This is a genomic window from Arsukibacterium indicum (assembly GCF_019100565.1).
Classification (GTDB): domain Bacteria; phylum Pseudomonadota; class Gammaproteobacteria; order Enterobacterales; family Alteromonadaceae; genus Alishewanella; species Alishewanella indicum.
Genome location: NZ_JAHRID010000010.1, coordinates 113761 through 138515, shown reverse-complemented (window position 1 = coordinate 138515; position 24755 = coordinate 113761). Strand labels below are relative to the sequence as shown.

Sequence of the window (24755 nt, the reverse complement as noted above, 5' to 3'; positions counted from 1 at the left end):
GGCTGCAGCGACTTATTTAAGTCAATACCAGAATCGCCGGATAGATTGAAGCTGACGAATATCTGACAACAACTAAGGGTTTTGGTAATTTGGTCTTACCAATTTCGTTGCTGCTTTTGTAATCTATCAGTGTTGAGTACCAATTGATAACAGGCTAGGGTGAGTCTATTACTGCTACTTAATCAAAAACAGAGGCGCTGAAATGGACCATTACGCTGCACTTAAAACCAATGTTGGCCTGCTGGGCACCCAGCTGGGTGAAACCATTCGCCAGCAACTGGGCGACGCTGTCCTTGAACGGGTAGAACAAATCAGGATGCTGTCTAAGGCCGCACGCCAGGGTGAAGAACTGCAGGCCGACAAGTTAAAGCAGGTGCTACGCAGCCTGAGCGACGACGAGTTATTGCCGGTCGCCCGGGCCTTCGCCCAGTTTTTAAACCTGGCTAACTTAGCCGAGCAACATCACACCATCAGCCGGATTGGCCATGCCAGTATCGAAAAGCCTGAACCGCTGCAGGAGTTGTTCAGCCTGCTGGACGATAAAAAGCTTGATGACGCCAAAGTCACCGAAGCAGTGGCCAATTTATCCATTGAGCTGGTGCTGACCGCCCACCCTACTGAAGTGTCACGTCGCACCCTTATTCATAAACTGACTGAAATTGCTGCCTGTTTAACTGAGCTGGAGCACGATTTAACCGCTGCCGAGCAGCAAAAAGTTGAATTAAGATTAAGTGAGCTGATCGCCCAGGCCTGGCACACCAATGAAATTCGGGAACAGCGGCCTACCCCGGTTGATGAAGCAAAATCAGGTTTTGCGGTCATTGAAAGCTCATTGTGGCAGGCTATTCCCGATTTTCTGCGGGAACTGGATCATAAACTACTACGCGCAACCGGTACTGGTCTGGCACCAGACGCAGCGCCCGTGAAGTTTTCTTCCTGGATGGGTGGTGATCGCGATGGCAACCCTTTTGTTACGGCGAAAGTTACCCGCCAGGTGCTGTTGTTAAGCCGCTGGAAAGCCGCCGATTTATTTGCCGCTGATTTAGATAGTCTCAGCAGTGAATTGTCGATGTATCAGGCTAATGATGCACTGCGTGCGGTAGCAGGTGACGCCAGTGAGCCTTACCGGGTGGTGCTGAACCAGTTGCGTGCAGGATTATTGCGCAGCCGTGATTGGTTAACCGAGGCGTTAAAGCACGACCGGCTGCAACGGCCAGATAATTTAATCTGGCACAATCAGCAATTACTGGAACCTCTGCAGCTGTGCTATCAGTCATTACTGGACTGCGGTATGGCCGTCATCGCCAACGGCCGGTTGCTGGACACCATCCGTCGTGCCTATGCCTTTGGCTTAACCTTGTTAAAGCTGGATATCCGTCAGGATGCCGGCCGCCATGCTCAGGTATTCGCTGAATTAACCCAGCATCTGGGGCTGGGCGACTACAGTGCCTGGGACGAAAGCGCCCGCCAGGCTTTCTTGCTGGCAGAGCTGGCCAACCGCCGGCCATTATTTCCGAAAAACTGGCAGCCGTCTGATGATGTGCAGGAAGTACTGGATACCTGCGATATTGTGGCCCGGCATGGTAGTGAGGCGCTTAGTACTTACGTTATTTCGATGGCAGGTAAACCGTCTGATGTCCTGGCAGTACAATTGCTGTTAAAAGAAGCCGGCATCAGTTTTCCGATGCCGGTGGCGCCATTGTTTGAAACCCTCAGCGATTTACAGAATGCGCCGGATTGCATGAAGCGCCTGCTCAGTATCGACTGGTACCGCGGTTATATTAACGGTAAGCAGGAAGTGATGATTGGTTACTCTGACTCGGCCAAAGACGCCGGCGTGCTTGCTGCAGCCTGGGCGCAGTACAGTGCTCAGGAAGCGTTAGTGGCCATTTGCCAGCAGGCTAAAGTGCAACTGACATTATTCCATGGCCGCGGCGGTACTATTGGCCGTGGCGGCGGCCCGGCCCATGCCGCTATTTTATCGCAGCCACCGGGCTCGCTGGCCGGCGGCCTGCGGGTTACTGAGCAGGGCGAGATGATCCGTTTTAAATTTGGCCTGCCTAAACTTGCCGAACGCAGTCTGGCGTTGTATGCCAGTGCGGTACTGGAAGGCTTATTGTTGCCCCCGCCGGTACCGAAAAAAAGCTGGCGTGAACTGATGCAGCAGCTGGCCGACGATTCATGTGAGGCGTATCGTGCCGTGGTACGCCACAATAAAGACTTTGTTGGTTATTTCCGCGCCGCCACCCCCGAGCAGGAGCTGGGCCAGTTGCCGCTGGGCAGCCGGCCGGCTAAGCGTAACCCAACCGGTGGTGTGGAAAGCCTGCGGGCAATTCCCTGGCAATTTGCCTGGTCGCAAAACCGCTTAATGTTGCCGGCCTGGCTGGGCGCCGGCGCTGCCCTGGCAAAAGTGGCAGAGCAGAACAACACCGCACTGCTGGATGAAATGCAGCAGCAATGGCCATTTTTCGCTACCCGGATGTCGATGCTGGAGATGGTGTTTTTAAAAGCCGACGTCGATATCGCCGCCTATTATGACAAAGTGCTGGTGCCGGACGAGCTGAAACATTTAGGACAAGAGCTCAGAGCCCAGCTAACGGCTGACCGTGACTTGCTGCTAAAGCTTATTCACAGCGATACATTAATGGCCAAAGAGAGCTGGATCCGCGAATCAATAATGCTGCGTAACACCTACGTAGACCCACTGCATATTTTGCAGGCCGAACTGTTACACCGGGTCCGCCATCAGCCAGAGCGGGTCAACCCGATGATCAGCAGGGCTTTGATGGTCAGTATCGCTGGTATTGCCGCTGGCATGCGCAACTCGGGCTAATTCAGCTGCTATAGTTAAGTCTTTAGTATCGTTGATATTTAGCCGGAGGGATAATGCGCCAGGGGTTTTTATTGCTGGCTCTGCTAGCGATGATCGGTTGCAATAATGTGCTGGCACAGCAGGTGGAAAATGAGCAGCCAGATACAGAAATAAAGGTGGTAGATGCGCCTGAGGATCAGGCCATTGCCGCGCGTCTTGGTGCTATTACCGATGCGATCAGCGGGCTTGAAGACGTTGAAATCAGTGTAACGGCCGGCGTAATCACTGTTAAGGGCCAGGTAGCCAATGCCCAGCTGAAAGATGAGCTCACCACTATTGCCAGCCGGCTGGAAGGGGTGGTGCATGTCCAGAACCAGTTGCAGGAGCAGCTGGCCGTAAGCTCCCGCCTGGCGCCGGCTACTGAAAAATTCCGGGAAATACTCGGTACCACGGTGCAAATGCTGCCGTTATTGCTGCTGGCAGTATTGGCGGTACTGCTTTTTTCGCTGCTAGGCAGCTGGTTATCAAGGCGCAATTCGTTACTACGTAAGTTAGGCTTGTCAGAACTGGCCACTAACCTGGGGATGCGCTTTGTCAGGTTAATTGTCACCAGTATTGGCATTTTAATTGCGCTGGAATTACTGGATGCCACCGCACTGGTCAGCGCAATGCTGGGGGTTGCCGGGGTTATTGGTATTGCACTGGGTTTTGCGTTTCGCAATATTGTTGAAAACTACCTGGCCGGTGTGCTGCTAAGTACCCGTAATCCGTTTGCAATTGGCGATTTTATTCAGGTAGATGATATGACCGGCAAAGTGGTGCGTCTGACATCGCGCGACACCGTACTGATGACGCTGGACGGCAATCACTTACGGATCCCCAACAGCCAGATCATTACCTCACCAATGACTAACTTTACCCGTAACCCTTTGCGGCGTTTCGAATTTAACGTAGGCGTGTCGGTAACCCTTGATTTAGTGCGGGTACGTGAACTGGCCATTAGTACCCTGCAAAACATGCCTGGCATTTTAACTGAGCCCAGGCCAAGGGTGTTAATACTGGAGCTGGGTGACAGCGCGGTAAGTGTCAGGGTGCTGGCCTGGATTGATCAGCGTAAGACCGATTTTTTAAAGGCTCGCAGTGAAGCGATCCGGTTGGTGAAAACCGCCTTTGACCAGGCCGGTATTGAAATGCCAGAGCCAATTTACCGGTTACATATGGTTGATATGGCAAGCTCTGACGCTGACAACAGCCAGCCTGTCAGCACTGTGCCGATGCAGCCAGCAGTGGTAAACGCTGACGTGGAGTCGATTGATGTCAGCGCCGATACCACCATTGAGCAACAACTAAAAGACGAACTTAAACAATCAGCTGAGGAGAATCTGTTGCCGGCTGCTACCGGCAACAAAACAGATTAACTTTCAGCCCGGGGTTTGAAATCCAGTACCGTTGCATTAATGCAGTAGCGTGGCTTGCCGTTGGGGCCATCATCAAACACATGGCCTAAATGAATGCCCGATACCCTGGCCCGGATTTCTGTGCGGCGCATGCCGTAACGATTATCGGGTTTCTCAATGACCGAGCCGGCTACGGGTTTGGTAAAGGATAACCAGCCGGTACCGGAGTCAAAACGGTCACGGGTATCAAACAGCGGCGCACCACTTAACTTATCAACGAAGATGCCGTCGGGCGTGTTTTTAAATATCTCGTACTCTTTGCAAAACCGCTGGTCGGTTGCTTTGTCAAATGCGACGTCGAATGCTTCGCTGTCGCCCAGCTTAAATTTACCTAACAGCAGATAAAACTCTTCAGGGGCCAGAAACCCTTTAAAGGCAAAGACTTCGCGGCCTTCCTGTAACAATATAATGGTAGGTGTTGCTGTCGCCTCTGTTTTAATATTCAGCCCCTGTAACTGACGGCTGTAGCGAAAATGCATTGGAATATCACCCTGATAACTGCTGGCAACCTCGGCTTTAAACTTTTCGCAATACGGACAATAACTTTCTGAATCAATGACCAGAATATGTTTACCGCTTAGCATTGGCCGGTTATCCACCTCTGCTGTCAATGCATCCTGTGCACGGTTAAAGCGAACCCCGGTGGAATGATCAGGACAGTAACCGTTTGGGTTTTTGGCAATATAGTCCTGATGATACTCTTCGGCCGGAAAGAATTCGGTCAGTGGTTTTAGCTGGGTAACAATCTGACCATAACCGGCAGCGGTTAGCAGTGGCTGGTACTGCTGCATCACTGCCTCCGCCCGGGCCTGCTGCTCTGGGCTGTTAGTCAGAATGATTGAACGGTACTGGGTACCAATATCATTACCCTGGCGGTTAAGCTGGGTAGGATCATGGCTTTCAAAGTAATGCTGCAACAGCGCTTCCAGGCTAATTTGTTGCGGGTCAAACGTTACCTGCACCACTTCAGCATGGTTGTCGGGGTTATGTTTGTTGCTGCGTTTGGTTATGGCGCGGTAAGTTGGTTTAACCCCTTTGCCATCGGCATAACCTGACACGGCATCTATTACCCCGGGTAGTTTCTCATAGCGCATCTCAGCGCCCCAGAAGCAGCCAGAGCCTAACACTATACTGTCATGCGGCGCCTTGGCGGGCGATACTGTCGTGGTTTGCTGCGCCGGGGCATATAGTGCCAATAGCAGCAACGACGATAGCATTAATGCGACAATAATATTCAGGTGTTTCATAACATCTTCCTGCGGTTGCACGGGTTAACTATACAGACCGGCTGACTGGCCACAGGCTTTCACTGACCCAGCGGATTAACTATTTCACCAGTGACACTTCCTGCGCAAACTGGCGAATTAACGTTAAGGTTTCAGTGATCTGCTGGCGGCTGATATCCAGATGACAGACCCAGCGCAGGCGCATTAATGCTCCCTGAGTTGCCTGATAACGGCTGGCAGTCACTTTTATGCCGTGCTCTGCCAGATAAGGCAATAAGCGGTCGGCCAGGGCCGGTGCAATGTCGGTAAATACGATATTAGTCTGGGGGGCGATCACTGTCAGCGATTGCAGTGTCTGCAATTCACGGGCAAGCTCAGTCAAGCCGTCGGCCAGATACCGGGCATTGGCATGGTCATCTGCCAGTCTTTCAATATTGTGGTGAAGGGCATACAGGCCGGCAGCGGTCAGCACACCGGTCTGGCGCATACCACCGCCAAGCATTTTTCTGACGCGCTTTGCCTGCTGGATAAACTCCTTTGAACCCAGCAGTAACGAACCGACCGGACAGCCAAGGCCTTTAGATAAACACAGTGATACCGAATCGTAGCCCTGGCACAGCTCACGGGCCATTTCTTGCGGGCTCAGCTGGTGCTCGCTGGCCAGCGCAACAGCGGCATTCATCAGCCGGGCGCCATCAATATGACATTTTAAACCTTTTTCTCTGGCGAGGGTTGCTACATCACGCATGTAGCTGAGTGGCAGTACTTTACCGCCAACGGTGTTTTCAATCACAATTAACCGGGTGCGGGCAAAGTGCGGGTCGTCTGGTTTAATCGCGCCGGCAATATCGCTAAGCGCCAGCGTACCATCCGCCTGCAATTCCAGGGGCTGCGGCTGAACAGAGCCCAGCACCGCCATGCCTCCGCCTTCCCATTTATAGGTATGCCATTGCTGGCCAACAATGGCCTCATCGCCGCGCTGGCAATGGCTCATCATGGCAATTAAGTTGGTCTGGGTGCCGCTTGGGGCAAATAATGCAGCCTCAAAACCCAGTAGCTCAGCGGCATAGCGCTGCAACTCCAGCGTAGTAGGGTCATCGTTAAATACGTCGTCGCCAAGCTCGGCATCATGCATCGCCCGACGCATAGCGGCACAGGGTTGGGTGACGGTATCACTGCGAAAATCGGCCATGGGTTATACTCTGCTACATCAGTTGAGGCTGGCTGCCAGATAAATGCAGGCTAAAACGACAGCAGGGTAAAAAGCAACAACGATACGCCAGAATGCCGGCAGAACAGGAAATAATAAAACCGCCCGGTTTACCGCGGGCGGTTTTATTAAAACAACAAACTGTTAGTAGAAGTTAATCCTGAAATCGACGCCTAATACCCTTGGTTCATTAACAAAACCGGTCAGGTTATTAAAGTCGATAGCACCTTTCAGGTTATCTTCGTCAGTAATATTGCGGCCGAAGAAACCCACTTCATAGTTATGCTCATAATTGATATAGGCTACCCGTAAGCCAGCTTCAAAATTATTATTTGAGCTGAACTCGGCTGATTCATACAGGAACAGGTTGGTTTTACCCTGCAACTGATAATCACCATAAACATAAATTTCACCGCTTTCGATCGGGAAATCGTAGCGGCCATTTAAGGTTAAAATGGTTTCCGGTGCCTGCGGGAACGGGTTGCCACGAATAAAGGCCTGGCCGTCGCTGTTTACCGGATCCAGCACAGTACACATACCTGAACCGCATGGGGCCACGGTCAGGTTGTCGTCCTGCAGTTCGGTGTTGTTATAGCTGAAACCACCACCGAGGGTGAAATATGGCGTAGCGCGCCAGTCAAAGTCGATTTCAAAACCATAACCCACGCCTTTGTCAGCATTGATTAACTGATTACCCTGAGTTTGACCGCCAATAGCCGACAGCTGAATGTCGTCTATGGTGTAGTAAAACAGGGCACCGTTTAAACGCAGGGTATTATCGAGTAAATCTGACTTGGCACCTACTTCAAACGACGTAATGGTTTCGGCATCAGCTACCGATGGCGGCGCTTCAAAGGCCACATCACGACCCTGAATAGACTGAGCACGGAAACCTTCTGCTACCCGGGCGAATAAGCTGGTAGTGCCGGTCAGGCGATAGTTGGCACTCAGCTCCCAGCTGATGTTGTCGTCAGAAACCCGGATTGGTGCATAATACTGCTCTTGTGCCGCACCAATAACCAGGGCAAAGCCATCAACGTTTTGCTCGCCTACATAGAATGTTTTTTCATCGTCGGTGTAACGGATACCGGCAGTAATATCCAGTTTATCATCCACTTTATACGAGCTCTGGCCAAACAACGCCCAGCTGGTATTACCATGAAACACTTCAGTGGCACCAAAAAAGCCATCGATACTGTTTACAGAAAAGGTTGAGTCGAAGTAAAAGGCACCGGTTTGCCAGCTCAGTGCGTTGTCAGTATCACTGGCCAGGCGGATTTCCTGGGTAACCTGCTTAAGGCCACGTAGTTGATCTTCTGTTACTGCCTGAAATGGTACAACGCCAGGGCCAGTTGGGTTACCGCCGTCGATATCACCAATACCGCCACCATCGGCTTTTTCTATGGCAGAAATGCTGGTTAAGGTCATATCGGTTAGTTGGAAATCAAGCTTTAACGAGCCACCCCAGGCATCGTAGCTTTGCGGGTTGTTACGCCCTTCATTATAAGCCACAGTGTCACGGTCGTAGTTTTCGTTCAGCTCATTGCTGCCCGGGCTTAAAATATTAGCCCGGAACAAGCTTGAGGTGCCGTCGTAGTTGCGGGTATGCAGGTTCAGCAAGGCGTCAAAGTCGTCGCCTTCATATAAAAACTGCAGCCGGCCGGCGATTTCGTCATAGCCGCCCATCACATCTTTATTACCGTAAAAGCTATTGCTTACCCAGTCATCCCGGTGGTTTGACATTAATGATACCCGGGCTGATAACTCATCAGTTAGACCACCGCCAATAGCACCTTCGACATTCATCATACCAAGAGTGCCGGCAGTGGTTTTAAAGTAGCCATCAAAATCTTGGCGGGGTTTAACCGAATCAAACTTAATGATGCCGGCAGTGGTGTTGCGGCCAAACAGGGTACCCTGTGGGCCACGGATAACTTCTACTGCCTGTACATCGAATAACGGAAAGCTTTTTAGAATCACGTTTTCCATCACCACTTCGTCCATGATGATAGACACAGGCTGAGAAGCGGCTAAGTCGAAGTCGGTATTGCCTAAACCACGGATATAAAAACGCGGTGCTGCGCGACCGTTTGAGGTTTCAGCATATAAACCCGGCACTTTTACCGCCAGCGCGGTAATATCATCACCAGTAGAAAAAATTGCATTAAAGCGTTCCTGGCTGATAGTGGCGACCGAAATAGGCACTTCCTGAATACTCTGGCTGCGCTTCTGAGCGGTAATGGTAATGGTTTCAAGCTTGTTATCTTTTTGCTCGCTGTCAGTTTCCTGAGTTTGTGCTGTCGCAGCAAAGCTGGCCACACCAAACAAACCGGCGCAAATGGCCAGATTCAGAGCAGACTTTTTCATACCTTTCATTAAGTTCAACCTTTATATCATCACTGGGGTGGGATTCAGGCCAGCTGGAGTGATCACAACTAACCACAGAATAATGCCCGGCTAATATAGCATTTAGTCGTGGATTTTGCTGCATTTGGCGTAATAAATCCGCATTTGTCGCAGTTATTTTGAACATTTCGCTGAACTGAAGTAGCTTAGAAGCGGAGTGCTGGTAGAGAGGTATTATAATGTTGCAACTAAGCCGTTGGCTGATAATCTCAGTGTTATTGCTGTTAAGTACATTGGTACTGAGTTTTGCTGTAAATGCCAGTAGCAGTGGCTGGCAGCAGGCAAAGCATATCAGGGCTGAATTGCTCTCAGAGTACGGTACGGTTACCCCGGGTCAGCAATTTGCGATTTTGCTGCATTTTCAGCCCGATCCCGGCTGGCATACCTATTGGCAGAACCCCGGTGACTCGGGCCTGCCAACCAGCATCAACTGGCAGTTGCCACAAGGTGTGCAGGCTGGTGCTATTCAATGGCCCACCCCCCAAGCTTTCGTAATACCTCCACTGGTTAATTATGGATTTGCCGGCCAGACTTTATTGCTGACAGACGTAACGATACCGACCGACTATCCGGCAGACAGCCTGACTATTAAAGCCGATGTTGACTGGCTGGTGTGCGAGGAAATTTGTATTCCGGCAGACGCCAGTTTTGAATTAACGCTGGCGGTTGCCAGCAACAGTGAACTTGGAGTAAGCCAGCAGCCGTTATTTAACCAAGCCCGCTCCTCGTTGCCAGTTAAAACCGGAATAACAGGCGACTACGCGATCAGTGGCGGTGCATTTTCGGCAGAGCTGATGGAGCCGCTGCCACAGCCTCCGGTCGCATTTTTTGTCGCGGGCACCGAGCTGGTGGATCATGCTGCTGCTCAGCAGCTGGTGCCCCAAGCCAGCGGTCTGTTATTACAACAGGCTATCAATACCTATTTTAGCAACGCGCCACAGCAGGTTGAGGTGGTATTAGTGGATGCTGAAGGCAAGGGCTATAGTGTCAGTCTGCAGCATCGCAGTCAGCCAGCTGAACCTGACAGTAGCACCGAAATTCTGGTTACCGGAGGCACGCTCAAGCAGAGCAGTCTGTGGCTGATTTTAGTGATGGCGGCCGGTGGTGGTTTGATCCTGAATTTAATGCCCTGCGTATTTCCGGTGTTGTCATTAAAAGCACTTAGCATAGCCGGCAACAGCCAGCAACGACGACAACAGCGGCGTGATGCCATTTTTTACAGCGCTGGCGTAGTGCTGAGTTTTCTGGCGTTAGCCGGTTTGCTGATCGCGCTGCGAGCGGCTGGCAATGCTATTGGCTGGGGCTTTCAGTTGCAAAGCCCACTGCTGGTGGGCCTGCTGGCGTATTTGCTGCTGGCGTTGGGCCTTAGTTTATCCGGGTTGGTGCAATTTGGTCTGGGATTAATGAACGCCGGTGGCGAGCTGACGGCCAAAAGTGGCGGCAAAGGCTCCTTTTTTACCGGCGTGCTGGCAGTGGTGGTGGCCAGCCCCTGCACAGCGCCGTTTATGGGCACAGCTCTGGGTTATGCGGTTACCCAGAGCCCGCAGGTCGCCTTACTGGTATTCGCTGCGCTGGGTTTGGGGATGGCGCTGCCCTTTTTACTGCTGGCGTATATTCCGGCACTGGCCCGACTGCTGCCTAAGCCCGGTGCCTGGATGGAAACGTTAAAACAGCTGCTGGCCTGGCCTTTATATTTAAGTGCCGTCTGGCTGGTATGGGTTTTTGGCCGCCAGACCGGCATCGATGCCGTGGCGCTGTTGCTCGTTGGTATGGTCGCTCTGGCAGCAGCGCTTTGGTTGTGGGGCAGAGTTCAGCTTGGCGCGGGCTGGTTCAACCGGCTGGCCATGTTGGTATTAATGCTGCTGGCACTTGTTACCTTGTGGCAAGTGGCCAGCCAGCCGGTAAGTGACGGTAACATCGACCAGCAAAGCGAGCGGCAGCACTGGCAAAGCTGGTCACCGGAAAAACTGGCTGAGCTGCAACAGCAAGGTAAGCCGGTGCTGGTCAATATGACCGCTGACTGGTGTATTACCTGCCTGGTAAACGAGCGGGTAGCCCTTAATACTGAGCGCAGCAAAGCCGCGCTGAAAGATTATAACGTCAGTTACTTAAAAGGTGACTGGACCCGGCGCGATGGTGATATTACTGCTTATTTGCAGCAGTATCAGCGCGATGGCGTGCCGTTATACGTGTTGTACTGGCCGGGACAGCCACCACAGGTGCTACCGCAAATTTTAACGCCTGATACGCTCAGGCAAACCTTTGAGTCGTTAAGTCAGCAGTAAGCAGTCAACAATCAAATTGTAATTACATAAGCAACAGGAGCGATAAAAATGAAATTAGCAAAACTCGTTGTTTCCGTTGGTGCCATGCTATTTGCAGCAACACTTGCAGCCGCGCCACAAGTCGGCCAGCCGGCGCCGGGTTTTACCGTGAAAGATGCTAATGGCCAGAGTCATAGCCTGCAGGATTTTGCCGGCAAAAATGTGGTGCTGGAGTGGACTAACCATGACTGCCCGTTCGTGGTTAAGCATTACAGCGGCAATATGCAGGCTTTACAAAGTGAGATGACTGATCAAGACGTGGTATGGCTTAGTGTTATCTCTTCAGCGCCCGGCAAGCAGGGCCATATCGACAGCGCTAAAGCAGCCGAGCTGACCAGCAGTCGTAATGCCGCACCTACAGCTATCTTATTTGATGAAAGCGGTGCGATGGGCAAAGCCTATGATGCCAAAACCACGCCGCATATGTACGTGATTGATAAAAATGGTGTGCTGCAATATATGGGTGGTATCGACAGCATTCCGTCTGCCAAAGTAGACGATATTGCCAAAGCCACGCCGTATTTTGCCAATGCAGCAAAAGCGGTATTAGCAGGTAATACACCCGATCCAGCCGTTACCAAACCATATGGTTGTAGCGTCAAGTACTAACAGTAAGTACTAACAGAAAGTACTGACAGAAAGTACTAAACGACAGCAGTTCAGCCAGTTAATACTGGCTGAGCTGAATTTATTTGCCGGCTAATGTTATTTCAGTGAAATAAATACTGGTTTTACTTTCATGCGACGAGTAGTAGCTGACATACAGCGTTTTATTGCGCAGTACCATACCGGCATAGCTGCAATCACCGCCTGATGGCAGGGTTTGCCACTCGGTTAGTTTGCCAGTTTGGCGGTCAATCCAGCAGAGGCTGGTGCGGATTTCTTCATCATATAAACGCACACACGCCAGCAACCTGCCATCCGGTAGCTGCAACCACTGCGGCCCGCCAATCCGATAGCCGACATCCTGCCAGTGCCAGTCGCTGTATGGCGGCTTACTAGCGCCAAATAGGCCATGTTCCGGGTCGCGCCGTAATAAACACAACGCTGTGCCATCTGCTTCGAACAGCAGGCCGCTTTCATTGGCATAACTACCACTGTGCAAATCAGCTAATGGCGCTAACTGCAACGGGCTGTCGCCCTGATACAACCGAACCAGCTTTTCAGGCCCAATCCGGTAACCGACAGCAAAACACCGGGCTAACTGCTGAGGTTGCTGCTGCCACGTCATGCGCCATATCCAGATATTCGGCTCACCAATTGGCGTAGCGGCCGACCAGCTGTAACCATCGCTGGATTGCCAGATATAAGATTGATGTGATTGCTGGTCACGGTTATGCAAAGCACCAGCGCCCAGTAACAGCAGGTTGCCAGCAGGACCAATGCTGAGTTTCGCGTCGCGTAAATCAGCATCAGAGGCGTTAATCAGTGCGGCGCTTTGCCAGCTCTGGCCCAAATCAGCTGAGCGTAGCAGCCGAAAAGCGCCATCCGGCGAAACATGCTCACTGCCTTCGCGAAACACACACCACAACGCCTGCTTAAACCAGATAAGATCAGTAAAGGCATTATGCTCAGCTTGTTGCCAGATACAGCGCGCGGTTAACATGGTTACTCCAAAGCGGGGCAGCGGGTCGTCTGCCGGTAATGACCTGAAAACCTAAATTATAGCGTCGCTGACTGATTATTCACGGTACATTGTTCTTGTTGAGTTACTCACTCTGTAATGCAGTAATAGGGTCAAGCTCTGATGCCTTGATTGCCGGGTACACGCCAAAGGCTACGCCGATTAAGGCGCAGATACTGAATGATAAACCAATGGCCAGCAACGACCAGCTGACTGCCCAGTCGGAGTAAAAAGCGATAAGCTCTGACAATAAAATACCAAATACAATACCCAGTAAGCCGCCAAGTATGGCGATGGCAAAGCTTTCGGCGACAAACTGAATTTTAATGTCGCGCCGGGTGGCACCTATTGCCCTGAGCAGGCCAATTTCCTTGGTTCGCTCCAGTACCGTGGCCAGCATAATATTCATAATGCCAATACCGCCAACCAGCAAAGAAATGCCGGCAACGCATGACATTACAATATTAAAGATTTGCTGGGTCTGCTTTTGCTGGGCCAGCAATGCAGCCGGCACAATAATGTTGTAGTCATCAATATCGTTATGGCGTTGCTTTAACAGAAAATCCAGGGCGCGGGCACTTAATGCATTATTGGCGTCTTCGCTTAGTTGCAGCCGGAATGAGGTAAGTTCAGCGCTTAACGGTTCGGCTTTAAAACGGGTTTGGGCAGTGTTCAGTGGCATAAACAGCTGGTTTTGCTCACCACCGAGTTTAATTCCCTGAAATTCATCACTGCCAGCATAGGGTTCAGCCAGCACACCCACCACCTGCAACCAGACATGATTCACTTTAACCGGTTTGCCCAGCGCATCGCCATCCGGAAACAAGCTCTGCGCAACCCTGGCACCTAAAATGGCCACCTGGGCAGCGTAGCGGTTTTCCTGCTCGGTAAAATTGCGGCCTGCAACAAACTGTAACTTACTCAGTGCCATATAGCTTGGTGATACGCCAATAGCGGCGCCGTCACTTTTGCCGGTATGGCTATAAATGCCGTGAGTGTCGAGCATTCGCTCGGCACTGTATGAGGTTACACCGGGAATAGTGGCAACTGCAGCATCAATATCGCTCTGGTTTAATCCCAGCGAGTGCTTGCGCTGCTCCTGCAGAGTCTTTTCATCGAACTTCCGTCCCTCCACTATCAGGTTACGCAGGCCCATGGTTTCAATGGTTTTCAACGCTTCGCGCTCGGCACCTTCACCAATATTCAGCATAGCGATAACGGCGCCTACCCCAAAAATCATGCCCAGCAGGGTTAAAAACGTCCGCAGCTTGTGCTGCGCCAGTTCGGCCAGGGTGTCTTTAATCAGAGGTGTATGTTTCATGGCATCAGCTTTCCGGGTTAATCAGGGCTATTTCATCACCGGCAGCAAGGCCAGTGCTGATTTGGGCATGGCTCAGACTTTTGCTGCCGATGCTGATGGGCTGTTTAACAAAGCCACTGCCATTACGTTTGTAGACATAAAGTTGCTGCTGTTCGCTGAAAATGGCCTGTAGAGGTACTTTTAATATTTCAGGCTTTTCAGTGACCCACAGGGTGGCAATAACTTTAATGCCCGGCATAAAATTCGGGTTTTGCTGCTCTGGGGCAACAATAACCTCAATATATTTACGTGGGTCGCGCCGTTCACGCGACTGCGCTACCGCCGCCACTGAGACAATACTGCCGTTAAGTATCTGATCAGGCCAGGCTGCCAGGTAAAAAGTAACACGCTGCCCGGCGGCCAGGCCAATTGCCTCCTGCTCTATTACCTGCAGCTTCAGGTGCTGCAGGCTTAAATCGGGGATGCTGCCAATTTTAGATCCGGGAAATACCATGCCGCCCACTTCGGGCTTTTCACCACGCCAGTTGGTGTCGAACAACAAAATACCGGCATGCGGGGCTTTCACTTCCAGCGCTGCTAAACCACTTTCTGCCTGCTGTAGCAGGCTTTGCTGCTGGCCGCGTTGCAGTTGCAGCAACTCCAGCTCGCCACTGCTACGCTGAGCGAAACTTTGTTCCTGCCAACCCAGATATTCCTGCTTTTCGCCCAGATATTCTTTATTTTGCATTGAATCAAGAATTTCCAGCCTTGAGCGAATTTGTACATCGTCGATACTAAAGCGGTCAGCAAAATTAAATTCCTGGGCTATCAGGGTTTGATCCAGCCCCAGCGCTTTTTGCTCTTTTTGCTGCTCGGCCAGCTTCTGTTGCTCATCAGCCTGCACGCTGCTGAGGCTGGAACTGGCTTTGCGTTGTGAACGTTCCAGCTGAGTGGCATCGAAGGTAACCACCACATCTCCGGGTTCTACCCGGCTGTATTCTTTAGCCAGGCTGGCAATAAAGCGCGGCCCTTGCACATTGCGTGGCGCGCTGATGGTAACCGAGTTCACCGCAAACAATTCACCTTCAGTATGGACTTTATGCACCAGCGTATCGGGCTCAACCTGATAAACCGGTACCTGCAACTCTGGTTCGCTGCAACCGGCAACGGCCACCAACCCCAGGGTTACAGCTGCAGCGCGCATTGAGCGCAATAACTTAATTGGCATTGGCCGCTCCCTGGCTGGTGTTCAGGCTGATATTCAGCCGGGCAGTCATACCCGGCCGCATTAATTCGGTATCCAGATCAGTCAGGCTGACACTGGCATCCACCACCCGGCGCAGGTTATCGTTGGACTTATCGCGCACCGCATTGCCAAGGCTCTGTAACACACCATTAAACCGCCGCTCCGGATAGGCATCCAGTGTTATCTCTACCGGCAGGCCTGGTTGCAGTTGCTTTAAATCTATTTCGTCAATTTCGGCTTTAACGTACAGGCTGTTCAGCTGACTGACTTCCGCCACCGGCTGGCCAAACTGGGCACTGTCGCCGACTGAGAACTTTTCACCGTCAAAGCCCATGCTGTATACCATTACGCCCTCAAACGGCGCTTTAACCTGCATGCTGGCAATATTGCGTTGCAACTGACTAACTTCGGATTGCAGGCGACTGACTTTGGCCACCAGCATTTGCTCTTCGGCCAGCCGTTGTTGCTGATGACTGGCCAGCCTGGCTTGCGCCAGCTGATACTGGTTATCGGCAATGGTAAAGTCGATTTGTGCTTTACGCCGGTCATTAGCAGAGCGTGACTGGTCCACTATTTCCGCTTTGCGTTTTTCCCGGTCATATTCCATTTTCCGCTCGGCCAGGGTCAGCTTTAATTCTTCAAAAGTTTGTTCATCGCTGCGCAGGCGGTTGGCCAGTTCCTGCTCAGCACTTTTCAGCTCAATGCTTTTATTGTTCAGCTCATCAACCAGCCGCTGGCCATCAAAGGCTACCACCACGGCGCCCTCGGTTAACATGCTGCTTTCCGGTGCCAGCTGTTTAATATTGTATTGCCACATATTGCTGACACTGGGCGGCGAGGCTTTAAATGAATTGGCCGCGGTTAGCTCGCCGGTTGCCCGGACATGGCTGGTTACAGTGCTGGCGGGGCCGCTACTTGTTTCCTGCTGACAGGCGCTTAGCAGCAGCGCGCTTAAGCCTAAACTTACACTGTAGAAAATCGGTTTTATTCTGATCATTCGGCGGCAACCTCAATAAGCATGCCCATACCCAACATAGGGCTGGCAACCGGTAAACTAGCCGCAGTAAACGATGCTTTATAATACAGGGCGGTGCCCCAGCGCTGGCGTTTTTCACCTTGTTGCGCCAGCTCACTGAGTTTTACGGGAAAGGGCTGATCCGGGGCAATATCAAAGCGGGCTTGCAGCGCACTGGCTTGCTGCAACCGTGGTAAATCGGTTTCATGTACCCAGGCTTCAATATACAAATTTTCTTTGCGGTTCAGCTCAGCGATTATCCAGCCTGGCTGGGCGGTAACACCGGCGTAGATTTTGGTGCCATACCAGGGATGATTGCCATAGCTGATATTGCCATCCTGGGTAGCATACACACTCATCCGGCTTAACAGGTTTTCAGCATCGTTCAGTTCAGCCTGGGTTTGTTCAATCTGCAGCTGCTGTTTACTTAAGGCCGCATCTGCGGTGATCCGCGCTACTGCCAGCTGTTCGGCGGCTTTACTGGCTTCGGTGCGGGCGCGTTTTTGTTCCAGCTGGTATTGCTCGTAGTCATACTGGCTTAAATTGGCTAACGGCACGCCGGCATCAATACCGGCCTTCTCCAGCAGCAACTGACGCCGGTTCAGCTCAAACTCGGCTTCCATTACGGTCTGTTTATGTTCACTTTTAAGTTGGTTCAACCGCTCCTGATGATTGATCAGGCTGCTTTTCAGTTGCTCGATCTGGGCCTGAGTGTTACCGGCGTCAAATACGGCAATTAAATCGCCGGTTTTTACCGGTTCACTTTCGCTTTGCAGCCATTGCACCTGAACCCGCCAGTTATCAGTCATCGGGGCAACAATACTTTGCCGATCGCTTGACTGCAGAGTACCGGTTAACAGTAGCGGTAGCTCACTGCTGGCTACTGGCGCTGGAGCGTTATCTGAGCTATCTGTACGGGCAACGCTGTGCCCTGACAAGCAGGCTGCCAGCAGGATCAGGCAGATTGTGTTTTTAAACATGCACTGTCCTCCATAATCTGACCATCGCGCATCCGGATCACCCGGCCGGCGTAAGCGGCTATCTCATCTTCATGGGTAACCATCACGATGGTATTGCCCTGCTGATGTAAATCACATAGCAGCTGCATAATTTCTTTTGAAGTTTTGCTATCGAGATTACCGGTGGGTTCGTCAGCGAAAATAACTTTCGGCCGGTTAATAAGGGCCCGGGCAATCGCCACCCGCTGGCGCTGACCACCGGACATTTCATGTGGCTTATGATCTTTGCGATGGCCAAGGCCAACCTGATCCAGCAACGCGTTAGCGCGCTCAATCGCCTGCTGTGGCTCAGTGTCAGTATAACGCAGTGGCAGCGCCACATTCTGAGCGGCAGTCAGACGCGGCAACAGATGAAAAGACTGGAAAATAAAGCCGATATGCTGGTTGCGCATGGCTGACAGGCTGACATCGTCCAGCTGACCAATAACCTGACCGGCCAGCTGATACTGGCCCTTACTTGGGGTATCGAGGCAACCGAGAATATTCATCAGGGTCGACTTACCTGAACCGGAACTGCCCATAATGGCAACAAATTCGTTTTCGGCAATACTCAGACTTACATCGCGCAGTGCCTGTACCTGGCTGTCGCCACTGCCAAAATTCTTATAAAGGCCGTTAGCTGTAATCATCCGCTTTTTCTGTTTGTGGTTAGAATCGATACAGTTTGCCACAAGCATCTGCACCCTGACAGCCACTTATGGCCATCCGGGGCGGTAAGCAGGTTGATTAATTGTAAGCAGATGTAATAAATGTCAGGCAGGCTTTACTCAGTTCGCAGTGCCGGCTTGCTGATATCGCACCAGGTTAAGTAACTGACTGATATTACCAAGATCATTTCGCTGCATTATCAGTTCGCGCCCAAGTTTTAAGCCATTACGCTGACACTCGGCTCGTTTGCCGGCATCATCGATGCTATCCATATCCGCCACATGCGCCAGACCAACAATCCGCCTGATCAGTTCACAACCGGCATAGCCTGCGGTATCACGGAATACCTGCTGCAAAAAGCGCTGCTGATATAAGCTGTTTTCCAGCGCTGGATCCTGAGTTTCCCGGGCCATCAGCTCCGTAAACACTTCACTGAATTCTTGCCACAGTTGCTCGGCCTGCTCCAGTAAATAAGCCTGCTGCTCGCTACTATCTTGATTGTCGTGTAAACCAGGGCACGCTAAATAGTTCAGCAGCAAATTGCCTAGCAGTGAGCCTACATCGAAACCCACCGGCCCGAAAAAGCCAAATTCGGCATCGATAACTTTGCAGGTTTCCTCATCAATAAAAATACTGCCGCTATGTAAATCGCCATGCAGTAATGCCTGCGGTTTACTGAGAAAATCTGCCTTCAGTGCCGCCACTTCGGCTTTTAATGCCTCGTCATGCCACAGGGGTTTGGCGTTTGCCAGAATCGACGGTTCAATATTGTTGCGCTCGTGGTTGCAGTAAGGGTCGGTAAAAAATAAATCTTCAGTGATCAGGCATAGTTCCGGGTTTAAAAAACGCGCCACTTCGGCTTTTTTATTTTCACTGCTCAGCACAAAATCGCTGGTATAAAACAGGGTGTTGGCCATGTATTTGGCCATTTGCGGCGCTAAATGGTTAAACTTTTTCCCGGCGTTGAGCTCAGTGCGTAAAATGCGGAAGGCTTTTAAATCTTCCATTAAAATGGCGCAGGCTACCGGGTCAAAATGGCGTACTTCAACGGTATGCTCCGGGCAAAAACGGCGGTGCATTTTTAACACTTCAGCTTCAATCCGCGCCCGGTCGGTGGTCAGCGGCCAGCTTTCGCCGACGCAGCGGGCGTAGGGCAGCGCCTGTTTGACAATAAGCGAGGTGCCTTTATCGTTTTCTACCCGGAATACCAGGTTAAGGTTGCCGTCACCAAACTCTTTGGCGCTAAGCTCACTGTGTTCGCCAAACAACTCGCTATGCTCATCAGCAAAGGCTATGGCATCGTCGGCATTAAAGGTTTTGTATTCACTCATCTTTATACTCACACATCAGGGGCCCTGTAACTTGTAAAGCGAAAAGCAGAGCTGCATAATCGCAAACCCGATAGCCGTCTGCAACATCTGGCAAACAGCAAAGCAGGAATAACTTATGCAAAATTTAACGGCGCTCAGCCTGAAAACCGAACAAGGTCAGTTATTTGTGCTGGACCAAACCTTATTACCCCACCGCCAGCAGTGGCTTAGTTGCAGCACGGTAGCGCAAATGGTCAGCATGATTAAAAACCTGCAGCTACGCGGCGCGCCGGCCATTGGCATTGGCGCCTGTCTGCTGCTGGCCGTGCGGGCAGAGCAGGGCGCAAGCTGCGAGCAACTGCGCCAGGACGCCGAAATACTGCGCGCCGCCAGGCCAACCGCGGTAAACCTGATGAACAATATCGACAGCATGCTTAAGGCACTAAACGGGCCAGATTATGCCAAAGCCGCGGTAGCCTGTGCCGAGGCGTTGTTTTTGGAGGATGTGGCGCTTTGCCAGCAAATAGCCGCCCATGGTGCCGCACTGGTGCAACCCGACGAGCAGCTGCTAACCCATTGTAATACCGGCGGCCTGGCTACCGTCGGGGTAGGTACCGCCCTGGGGGTAATTAACCTGGCGCATCAGCAGGGTAAAAATATCCGGCTGTGGGTAGATGAAACCCGGCCCTTACTGCAAGGCGGCCGCTTAACCGCCTGGGAGTGCGAGCAACTGGCTATTCCGTATCAGCTTATTTGCGACAATATGGCCGCCATGTTAATGGCCCGCGGCCAGGTCGACCGGATTTTTGTCGGTTCTGATCGCATCGCCGCCAATGGCGACTTTGCCAATAAAGTAGGCACTTACTCACTGGCCGTGCTGGCGCAATATCATCAGGTACCCTTTTACGTCGTCGCGCCGCACACCACCGTCGATTTAAACTGCGCCGATGGCAGCGTGATTCCGATAGAACAGCGCGACGCCAATGAGGTACGCGGGGTCAGCGGCGCCTTCGGCCAAACGCTTTGGGCCCCCGAAAATGCCCCGGTATTTAACCCGGCATTCGACGTCACCCCCGCCAGTTTAGTCACCGGCTGGGTACTCGATACCGGTGTGTATAGTCAAGCAGATATTGCCGGTGGGGTATTAAAGCAGTTTGCCTGACTGTGTATACACTCCTAAGCAGCAGTAAGCGACTGGAACCTCGAATTGGGCGGCACAGAGTGTCTGAGTGTTTGCGTCAGAACAGCGACAAATTCGTCGGGAACGAATTTGAACAGCTTTAGCTGGCTCGCGTAGGACAGGATGTCCGGAGTAGTTGCTGTGCCGAGCCAAGGCGAGCGTTGCAGTTGTTAGACATACACCTGTTAATTAAGCCAGACAAAAAAAGCCCGGTTAAATTAACCGGGCAAAGGACGAGGGTAAAACGGGGTAAAACTTGTTACAGTTAAAACAGGTTTCGCTTAAAACAGCTTATTCAGCGCTGTTATACGCGAATTGATTGGTTTCGACGCCGTTGATATCGGCCGTTAAGCGCGCCAGGTTGTGCTGGTTAATATCGTTATCTTTTAACGATACTGCGCGTTTAAAATCTTCCAGTGCGGCAACTCTGTCGTTTGCCAGCACATGCATAACACCGCGGTTGCTGTAAGCCAGGGCGCGCATTTCGCGCTTGGCGTCAGTGGTTACTGCCGGGGTGCTTTGTGCCAGGCTAACTGCCTTTGAGCAAGCGCTTTGCGCCTGGTCAAGCTGGCTTAAGCGGCTGTAGGCAACGCACAGGCTCATTTGTAATGAAAAGTTGTCTACATCTGCACCGCGATAGTTGGTTACTTCGCTGATGCCTTGCTGTAACTGACCTGCCTGAATGGTAGTGACGCCCGGGGTGTCTTCAATTAACACCATTTTGTAACCATTGCTCGCAGCTGAAGCGAGAAATGGACTTGATGCCAGCACACTCAGTGCCACGGCGGTAGCAAATTTTTTGGCTGTGAATTTCATGTCGTATTCTCCCTTGGTTTAAATTTGGGTCACCGGCCTTTCATAATGAAAGTTTTTGCGGCGACAGGGATACTTTAGTCAGTAGCAACTGGTCTGACAAACGAGATAAATCACACTGATAAGTTAAAAAAATTCACTTATATGCTGGATAGAGCAATGCAGTATCTGTCATAAAACACTGCTATGAAGGACCGTTACCAGTTAGAAATTTCAGCCACTAGTTGGCTGAAAACTCTTTAATACCCAATCAATTAACAGCTGAATTTCCGGCCGGTTAGCGTCATCGTCATGCCGTACTAAATAATAGCGATCGCGGCTTAGCAACTCTTGCTCAAACAACCGTACCAGCGTGCCGCTACTAAACCAGCTTTGGCTGATGGGTAGCGGAATAAGTGCCACCCCCAGCCCTTGCTGGGCGGCGCGGGCCACGCTGAACATGCTGTCGAGCTGAATAATCTGCTTCGGTTTAAAGTTATGGTAGCCAACATGCTCGGCCCATTGATGCCAGGCATGGGGCCGCGCCTGATGTAGAATAAGCGGGGTTTTTTCCAGTGCCCGGTAACTTTTTCCATGAATTTGCTCATATAACTTGGGGTTGCAGGCCGGCACATAGCTGATTGGGAACAGATCATAAGCCTGCGTTTCTTCCGGCTTTTTACCGGATAAAATAATCGATAAATCGGTGTATTTCGGGCTGTCGCGCCGGGATTTTACCGTTTCCAGTTTTAAGTTAATGTTCGGATATTGCGCCGACCAGCCAATGAGTTTTGGTACAAACAGCTCGCTGGCAAAAAACTCCGGCATTGAAATGCTGACTTCCTGCATTCGTTCAACCTGGCTGAACTGGGCAATGGTATCGGCCAGTTGGGCCAGCAGTGGCTGCACTTCCTGATAAAAACGCTTGCCGGTTTCAGTTAAGGCAATGGCGCGGGTTTTACGCTCAAACAGCGCTAAGTTCAGGTTATCTTCCAGCTGTTTAATCTGGTGGCTTACTGCCGACGGTGTTAAATACAGCTGCTTGGCCGTTTCTTTAAAACTTAAACACTCGGCCGCTACACAAAAACAGCGCAAGCCACGAAGTGGCGTATGAATAGTCATAATCGGTAATACCTGGTGTTCGATACAGGCTAGTATACAAGCCATTAATGACAAACTGGCTGCAAAAGTTAAACCAGTTTTACCTGCACGCTAAAGTTAAGCTAAAACAGTAGCATAGCTTTAAACTGGCGCTGGTGATCTGCTGCTTTGCACCAGCCTGGATCAGCTGGGCCTGCAAAACAGATAACGCGACAGTGCAACGCTATGCCAGTAATGGAAACTTAGTAGCGATATCGCTACCGCTAAAATGGGCAACCCAGCCGTCGGGATTATTAAATAAACGAATAGCGGTAAAGTCGGGCTCGCTGCCCATATCAAACCAGTGCGGGGTATTGGCGGGCACACTGATTAAATCATTTTGCTGACACAATACCTGATACACCTTAGCGCCGATATGCAGGCAAAACAGGCCCTGACCACGGACGAAAAACCGCACTTCATTCTCACTGTGGGTGTGTTCAGCCAGAAATTTCTGCCGCAATTGCTGTTTATCCGGATGGTTCGGACTTAGTGAAATAACATCAACCGTGATATAGCCCTCAGCTGCTTTTAAGCGTGCAATTTCATCAGCGTAGGCAGCAATGATTTGCTCTGCAGTGCTATCTGCTGTTACCGGTGCGTTGGCTTGCCACTGGGCAAAGGTAACCCCGGCAGCCTGCAGCTGCTGCTGAATAACATCAACATTGCTACTTTGTAGCAGAACTTGTTCAGGGTTGGTGTCGTTAAATACCGTTAAGTAGCTCATTGCATCAGCTCCTGCACCTGATAAAAGTCTTTTGCGGTTTTATGCTTGCCAGCACTCTGATCTTCGCGGGTAAGCTGCACGGTAGCAATGCCCAACTGACACGCAGCGTCGAGCTCGGCAGTGACATCTGATAAAAACAACACCTGACGCGGCGGCAGTTGCAACTGCTGCAAAATGGCGGCATAGGCCGAGACATCGCGCTTGGCACCGATGCGGGTATCAAAATAACCACTAAAAAGAGGCGTTAAATCACCAAAGTCGCTGTGCTGAAACAACAACTGCTGCGCCGCGACCGAGCCAGAACTGTACACGTATAATTGAATGCCATCGCGATGCCAGTCGGCCAGTTTAGCGGCGACATCGGCATAAATATGACCGGTAAAAGCGCCGCTCTGATAACCGTTGGCCCATACCATGCCTTGCAGGGTTTTTAATGGTGTCACTTTTTTATCTTCGGCTATCCACTGCAGTAACTGGCTAATACAACTGTCGGTGTCGGCATCCGCCTGCTGCATAAGCTTACGCACTTCGTTAAGCTCGCTGGCGACGGCAGGCTCTGCCTGGTGCTGGCGGATAAAATCCGGTAAATGTTTGGCAGCATAAGGAAACAGCACGTCAGTAACAAAACTGATCCGGCTGGTGGTGCCTTCAATATCGGTAATAATGGCGCGGTAATTCACGGTAAACCTGCAATTTTAAAACGTTCAAGCTCGCAGTTTATAAGAAATTCCCAGCCTTCTAAATGCCTTTTCGCCTGCTCCAGGCTGTTGCCCCAGACATAAAGGCCATGACCGCGGACCAGTAAACCATATTGCAGCGGTTGCTGGTGCCAGCGTAGGTTAAGCTCTGCCGCCAGTGCCGGGATGTCCTGGGTGTTGTCAAAAATAGCCAGGGGCAGTAGCTGCTCGTGGCTGCTGATGCCGGTAATGGCTTTTTGCATTTCATAGCCGGCAAAAAGGTAGTTATTCTGCGCAATTAACCTGGAAAATACCGTGGCCTGCACCGAATGGGTATGTAGTACGGCTTTGGTGGCCGGGTTTAACTGATATAGCATGGCGTGCAGCGCGGTTTCGGCCGAGGGCGTGCCAGTACAGCTAAGCTGCTGGCCCTGCCAGCTTACCGGCAGTAAGTCCTGCGGGCTTAGCTCACCTTTGTCTTTACCCGAGGCGGTAACCAGTGCGCTGTTGTCGCCGGTGCGAATGGAAAAGTTACCGCCGGTTGCCGGTACCCATTGGCGGTTGGCTACCCAGCGGCCCAGTGCGCAAAGCGCGATGGCGTTGGGGTTAAGTTGATGCAGCTGCGCTGTGCTATTCATAAAA

20 protein-coding genes are annotated in these 24755 nt (G+C 51.5%); 5 read left to right on the top strand and 15 right to left on the bottom strand.

Features of this window, described 5'->3' with window-relative positions; all coding sequences use genetic code 11:
* Positions 1-202 precede the first annotated feature (202 nt).
* Entirely contained in the window at positions 203-2833 is a 2631-nt protein-coding gene (gene ppc, locus KQY15_RS17835) for a phosphoenolpyruvate carboxylase (protein ID WP_217671272.1), read from the top strand.
* 53 nt (positions 2834-2886) lie between these two features.
* Positions 2887-4230, top strand: a complete 1344-nt coding sequence (locus KQY15_RS17830; RefSeq protein ID WP_217671271.1) for a mechanosensitive ion channel family protein — start codon at positions 2887-2889, stop codon at positions 4228-4230.
* On the opposite strand, the gene msrA is transcribed toward KQY15_RS17830, so the two are convergent.
* The 3 genes from msrA to KQY15_RS17815 form a co-directional block, all read right to left on the bottom strand.
* Complete coding sequence (msrA, locus tag KQY15_RS17825) at positions 4227-5516, bottom strand: peptide-methionine (S)-S-oxide reductase MsrA (RefSeq protein WP_217671270.1); 1290 nt, start codon at positions 5514-5516, stop codon at positions 4227-4229. The genes KQY15_RS17830 and msrA overlap by 4 nt on opposite strands.
* A gap of 79 nt (positions 5517-5595) precedes the next feature.
* Positions 5596-6687: a low-specificity L-threonine aldolase gene (ltaE, locus tag KQY15_RS17820; RefSeq protein WP_217671269.1), complete on the bottom strand. Its 1092-nt coding sequence runs from the start codon at positions 6685-6687 to the stop codon at positions 5596-5598.
* A gap of 162 nt (positions 6688-6849) precedes the next feature.
* Positions 6850-9081, bottom strand: coding sequence for a TonB-dependent receptor (locus KQY15_RS17815; RefSeq protein WP_217671268.1), 2232 nt, complete (start codon positions 9079-9081; stop codon positions 6850-6852).
* Positions 9082-9290: 209 nt separating this feature from the next.
* On the opposite strand from KQY15_RS17815, the gene KQY15_RS17810 reads away from it, so the two are divergent.
* Positions 9291-11396, top strand: coding sequence for a protein-disulfide reductase DsbD family protein (locus KQY15_RS17810; protein ID WP_217671267.1), 2106 nt, complete (start codon positions 9291-9293; stop codon positions 11394-11396).
* A gap of 48 nt (positions 11397-11444) precedes the next feature.
* Positions 11445-12044, top strand: a complete 600-nt coding sequence (locus KQY15_RS17805; protein WP_217671266.1) for a redoxin domain-containing protein — start codon at positions 11445-11447, stop codon at positions 12042-12044.
* Between the two features lie 79 nt (positions 12045-12123).
* Here KQY15_RS17805 and KQY15_RS17800 read toward each other — a convergent pair whose 3' ends face one another.
* From KQY15_RS17800 to mtnK, 7 genes are all read right to left on the bottom strand, one after another.
* Positions 12124-13041 (bottom strand): exo-alpha-sialidase, encoded by a 918-nt coding sequence (locus tag KQY15_RS17800; protein WP_217671265.1) that lies wholly within the window; start codon positions 13039-13041, stop codon positions 12124-12126.
* A 103-nt stretch (positions 13042-13144) separates the two neighbouring features.
* Positions 13145-14380, bottom strand: coding sequence for an ABC transporter permease (locus KQY15_RS17795; RefSeq protein ID WP_217671264.1), 1236 nt, complete (start codon positions 14378-14380; stop codon positions 13145-13147).
* Positions 14381-14384: 4 nt separating this feature from the next.
* Positions 14385-15587, bottom strand: a complete 1203-nt coding sequence (locus tag KQY15_RS17790; RefSeq protein ID WP_217671263.1) for an efflux RND transporter periplasmic adaptor subunit — start codon at positions 15585-15587, stop codon at positions 14385-14387.
* Positions 15577-16602, bottom strand: a complete 1026-nt coding sequence (locus KQY15_RS17785; RefSeq protein ID WP_217671262.1) for an HlyD family secretion protein — start codon at positions 16600-16602, stop codon at positions 15577-15579. Before KQY15_RS17785 ends, KQY15_RS17790 begins: the two co-directional genes overlap by 11 nt.
* Positions 16599-17600, bottom strand: a complete 1002-nt coding sequence (locus KQY15_RS17780) for an HlyD family secretion protein (protein WP_217671261.1) — start codon at positions 17598-17600, stop codon at positions 16599-16601. Before KQY15_RS17780 ends, KQY15_RS17785 begins: the two co-directional genes overlap by 4 nt.
* The gene (locus KQY15_RS17775; RefSeq protein WP_254795821.1) at positions 17576-18268 is read right to left on the bottom strand and encodes an ABC transporter ATP-binding protein; all 693 of its coding nucleotides are present in this window, start codon (positions 18266-18268) and stop codon (positions 17576-17578) included. The genes KQY15_RS17780 and KQY15_RS17775 overlap by 25 nt, the downstream gene beginning before the upstream one ends.
* 138 nt (positions 18269-18406) lie before the next feature.
* Positions 18407-19618 carry an S-methyl-5-thioribose kinase gene (gene mtnK, locus KQY15_RS17770; protein ID WP_217671260.1) on the bottom strand — a complete coding sequence of 404 codons (1212 nt, stop codon included), beginning with the start codon at positions 19616-19618 and terminating at the stop codon, positions 18407-18409.
* Between the two features lie 115 nt (positions 19619-19733).
* On the opposite strand from mtnK, the gene mtnA reads away from it, so the two are divergent.
* A complete protein-coding gene (gene mtnA / locus KQY15_RS17765) occupies positions 19734-20759 on the top strand; it encodes an S-methyl-5-thioribose-1-phosphate isomerase (RefSeq protein WP_217671259.1) in 1026 nt (341 codons plus the stop codon).
* Positions 20760-21068: 309 nt separating this feature from the next.
* Here the strand turns inward: mtnA and KQY15_RS17760 are convergent, their stop codons facing one another.
* The 5 genes from KQY15_RS17760 to KQY15_RS17740 all read right to left on the bottom strand — a co-directional run bounded on the left by KQY15_RS17760 (position 21069) and on the right by KQY15_RS17740 (position 24751).
* Positions 21069-21593: a tetratricopeptide repeat protein gene (locus KQY15_RS17760; protein WP_217671258.1), complete on the bottom strand. Its 525-nt coding sequence runs from the start codon at positions 21591-21593 to the stop codon at positions 21069-21071.
* 210 nt (positions 21594-21803) lie between these two features.
* Positions 21804-22691, bottom strand: a complete 888-nt coding sequence (locus KQY15_RS17755) for a LysR substrate-binding domain-containing protein (RefSeq protein ID WP_217671257.1) — start codon at positions 22689-22691, stop codon at positions 21804-21806.
* A gap of 202 nt (positions 22692-22893) precedes the next feature.
* On the bottom strand, positions 22894-23436 hold the full coding sequence (locus KQY15_RS17750; protein ID WP_217671256.1) for a 1,2-dihydroxy-3-keto-5-methylthiopentene dioxygenase: 543 nt from the start codon (positions 23434-23436) through the stop codon (positions 22894-22896).
* Positions 23433-24116: an acireductone synthase gene (gene mtnC / locus KQY15_RS17745; protein WP_217671255.1), complete on the bottom strand. Its 684-nt coding sequence runs from the start codon at positions 24114-24116 to the stop codon at positions 23433-23435. The genes KQY15_RS17750 and mtnC overlap by 4 nt, the downstream gene beginning before the upstream one ends.
* Positions 24113-24751: a methylthioribulose 1-phosphate dehydratase gene (locus KQY15_RS17740; RefSeq protein ID WP_217671254.1), complete on the bottom strand. Its 639-nt coding sequence runs from the start codon at positions 24749-24751 to the stop codon at positions 24113-24115. The genes mtnC and KQY15_RS17740 overlap by 4 nt, the downstream gene beginning before the upstream one ends.
* Between the last annotated feature and the right edge of the window lie 4 nt (positions 24752-24755).

What these genes read in the sequence shown, in the direction of transcription:
- KQY15_RS17795 (WP_217671264.1), bottom strand. Translation starts at nt 14,380, where the DNA reads ATGAAACATACACCTCTGATTAAAGACACCCTGGCCGAACTGGCGCAG.
- KQY15_RS17815 (WP_217671268.1), bottom strand. Translation starts at nt 9,081, where the DNA reads ATGAAAGGTATGAAAAAGTCTGCTCTGAATCTGGCCATTTGCGCCGGT.
- KQY15_RS17750 (WP_217671256.1), bottom strand. Translation starts at nt 23,436, where the DNA reads ATGAGCTACTTAACGGTATTTAACGACACCAACCCTGAACAAGTTCTG.
- KQY15_RS17810 (WP_217671267.1), top strand. Translation starts at nt 9,291, where the DNA reads ATGTTGCAACTAAGCCGTTGGCTGATAATCTCAGTGTTATTGCTGTTA.
- KQY15_RS17740 (WP_217671254.1), bottom strand. Translation starts at nt 24,751, where the DNA reads ATGAATAGCACAGCGCAGCTGCATCAACTTAACCCCAACGCCATCGCG.
- KQY15_RS17755 (WP_217671257.1), bottom strand. Translation starts at nt 22,691, where the DNA reads ATGACTATTCATACGCCACTTCGTGGCTTGCGCTGTTTTTGTGTAGCG.
- msrA (WP_217671270.1), bottom strand. Translation starts at nt 5,516, where the DNA reads ATGAAACACCTGAATATTATTGTCGCATTAATGCTATCGTCGTTGCTG.
- KQY15_RS17760 (WP_217671258.1), bottom strand. Translation starts at nt 21,593, where the DNA reads ATGAAATTCACAGCCAAAAAATTTGCTACCGCCGTGGCACTGAGTGTG.
- KQY15_RS17830 (WP_217671271.1), top strand. Translation starts at nt 2,887, where the DNA reads ATGCGCCAGGGGTTTTTATTGCTGGCTCTGCTAGCGATGATCGGTTGC.
- KQY15_RS17800 (WP_217671265.1), bottom strand. Translation starts at nt 13,041, where the DNA reads ATGTTAACCGCGCGCTGTATCTGGCAACAAGCTGAGCATAATGCCTTT.
- KQY15_RS17785 (WP_217671262.1), bottom strand. Translation starts at nt 16,602, where the DNA reads ATGATCAGAATAAAACCGATTTTCTACAGTGTAAGTTTAGGCTTAAGC.
- ppc (WP_217671272.1), top strand. Translation starts at nt 203, where the DNA reads ATGGACCATTACGCTGCACTTAAAACCAATGTTGGCCTGCTGGGCACC.
- KQY15_RS17780 (WP_217671261.1), bottom strand. Translation starts at nt 17,600, where the DNA reads ATGTTTAAAAACACAATCTGCCTGATCCTGCTGGCAGCCTGCTTGTCA.
- KQY15_RS17805 (WP_217671266.1), top strand. Translation starts at nt 11,445, where the DNA reads ATGAAATTAGCAAAACTCGTTGTTTCCGTTGGTGCCATGCTATTTGCA.
- mtnK (WP_217671260.1), bottom strand. Translation starts at nt 19,618, where the DNA reads ATGAGTGAATACAAAACCTTTAATGCCGACGATGCCATAGCCTTTGCT.
- mtnA (WP_217671259.1), top strand. Translation starts at nt 19,734, where the DNA reads ATGCAAAATTTAACGGCGCTCAGCCTGAAAACCGAACAAGGTCAGTTA.
- KQY15_RS17775 (WP_254795821.1), bottom strand. Translation starts at nt 18,268, where the DNA reads ATGATTACAGCTAACGGCCTTTATAAGAATTTTGGCAGTGGCGACAGC.
- ltaE (WP_217671269.1), bottom strand. Translation starts at nt 6,687, where the DNA reads ATGGCCGATTTTCGCAGTGATACCGTCACCCAACCCTGTGCCGCTATG.
- KQY15_RS17790 (WP_217671263.1), bottom strand. Translation starts at nt 15,587, where the DNA reads ATGCCAATTAAGTTATTGCGCTCAATGCGCGCTGCAGCTGTAACCCTG.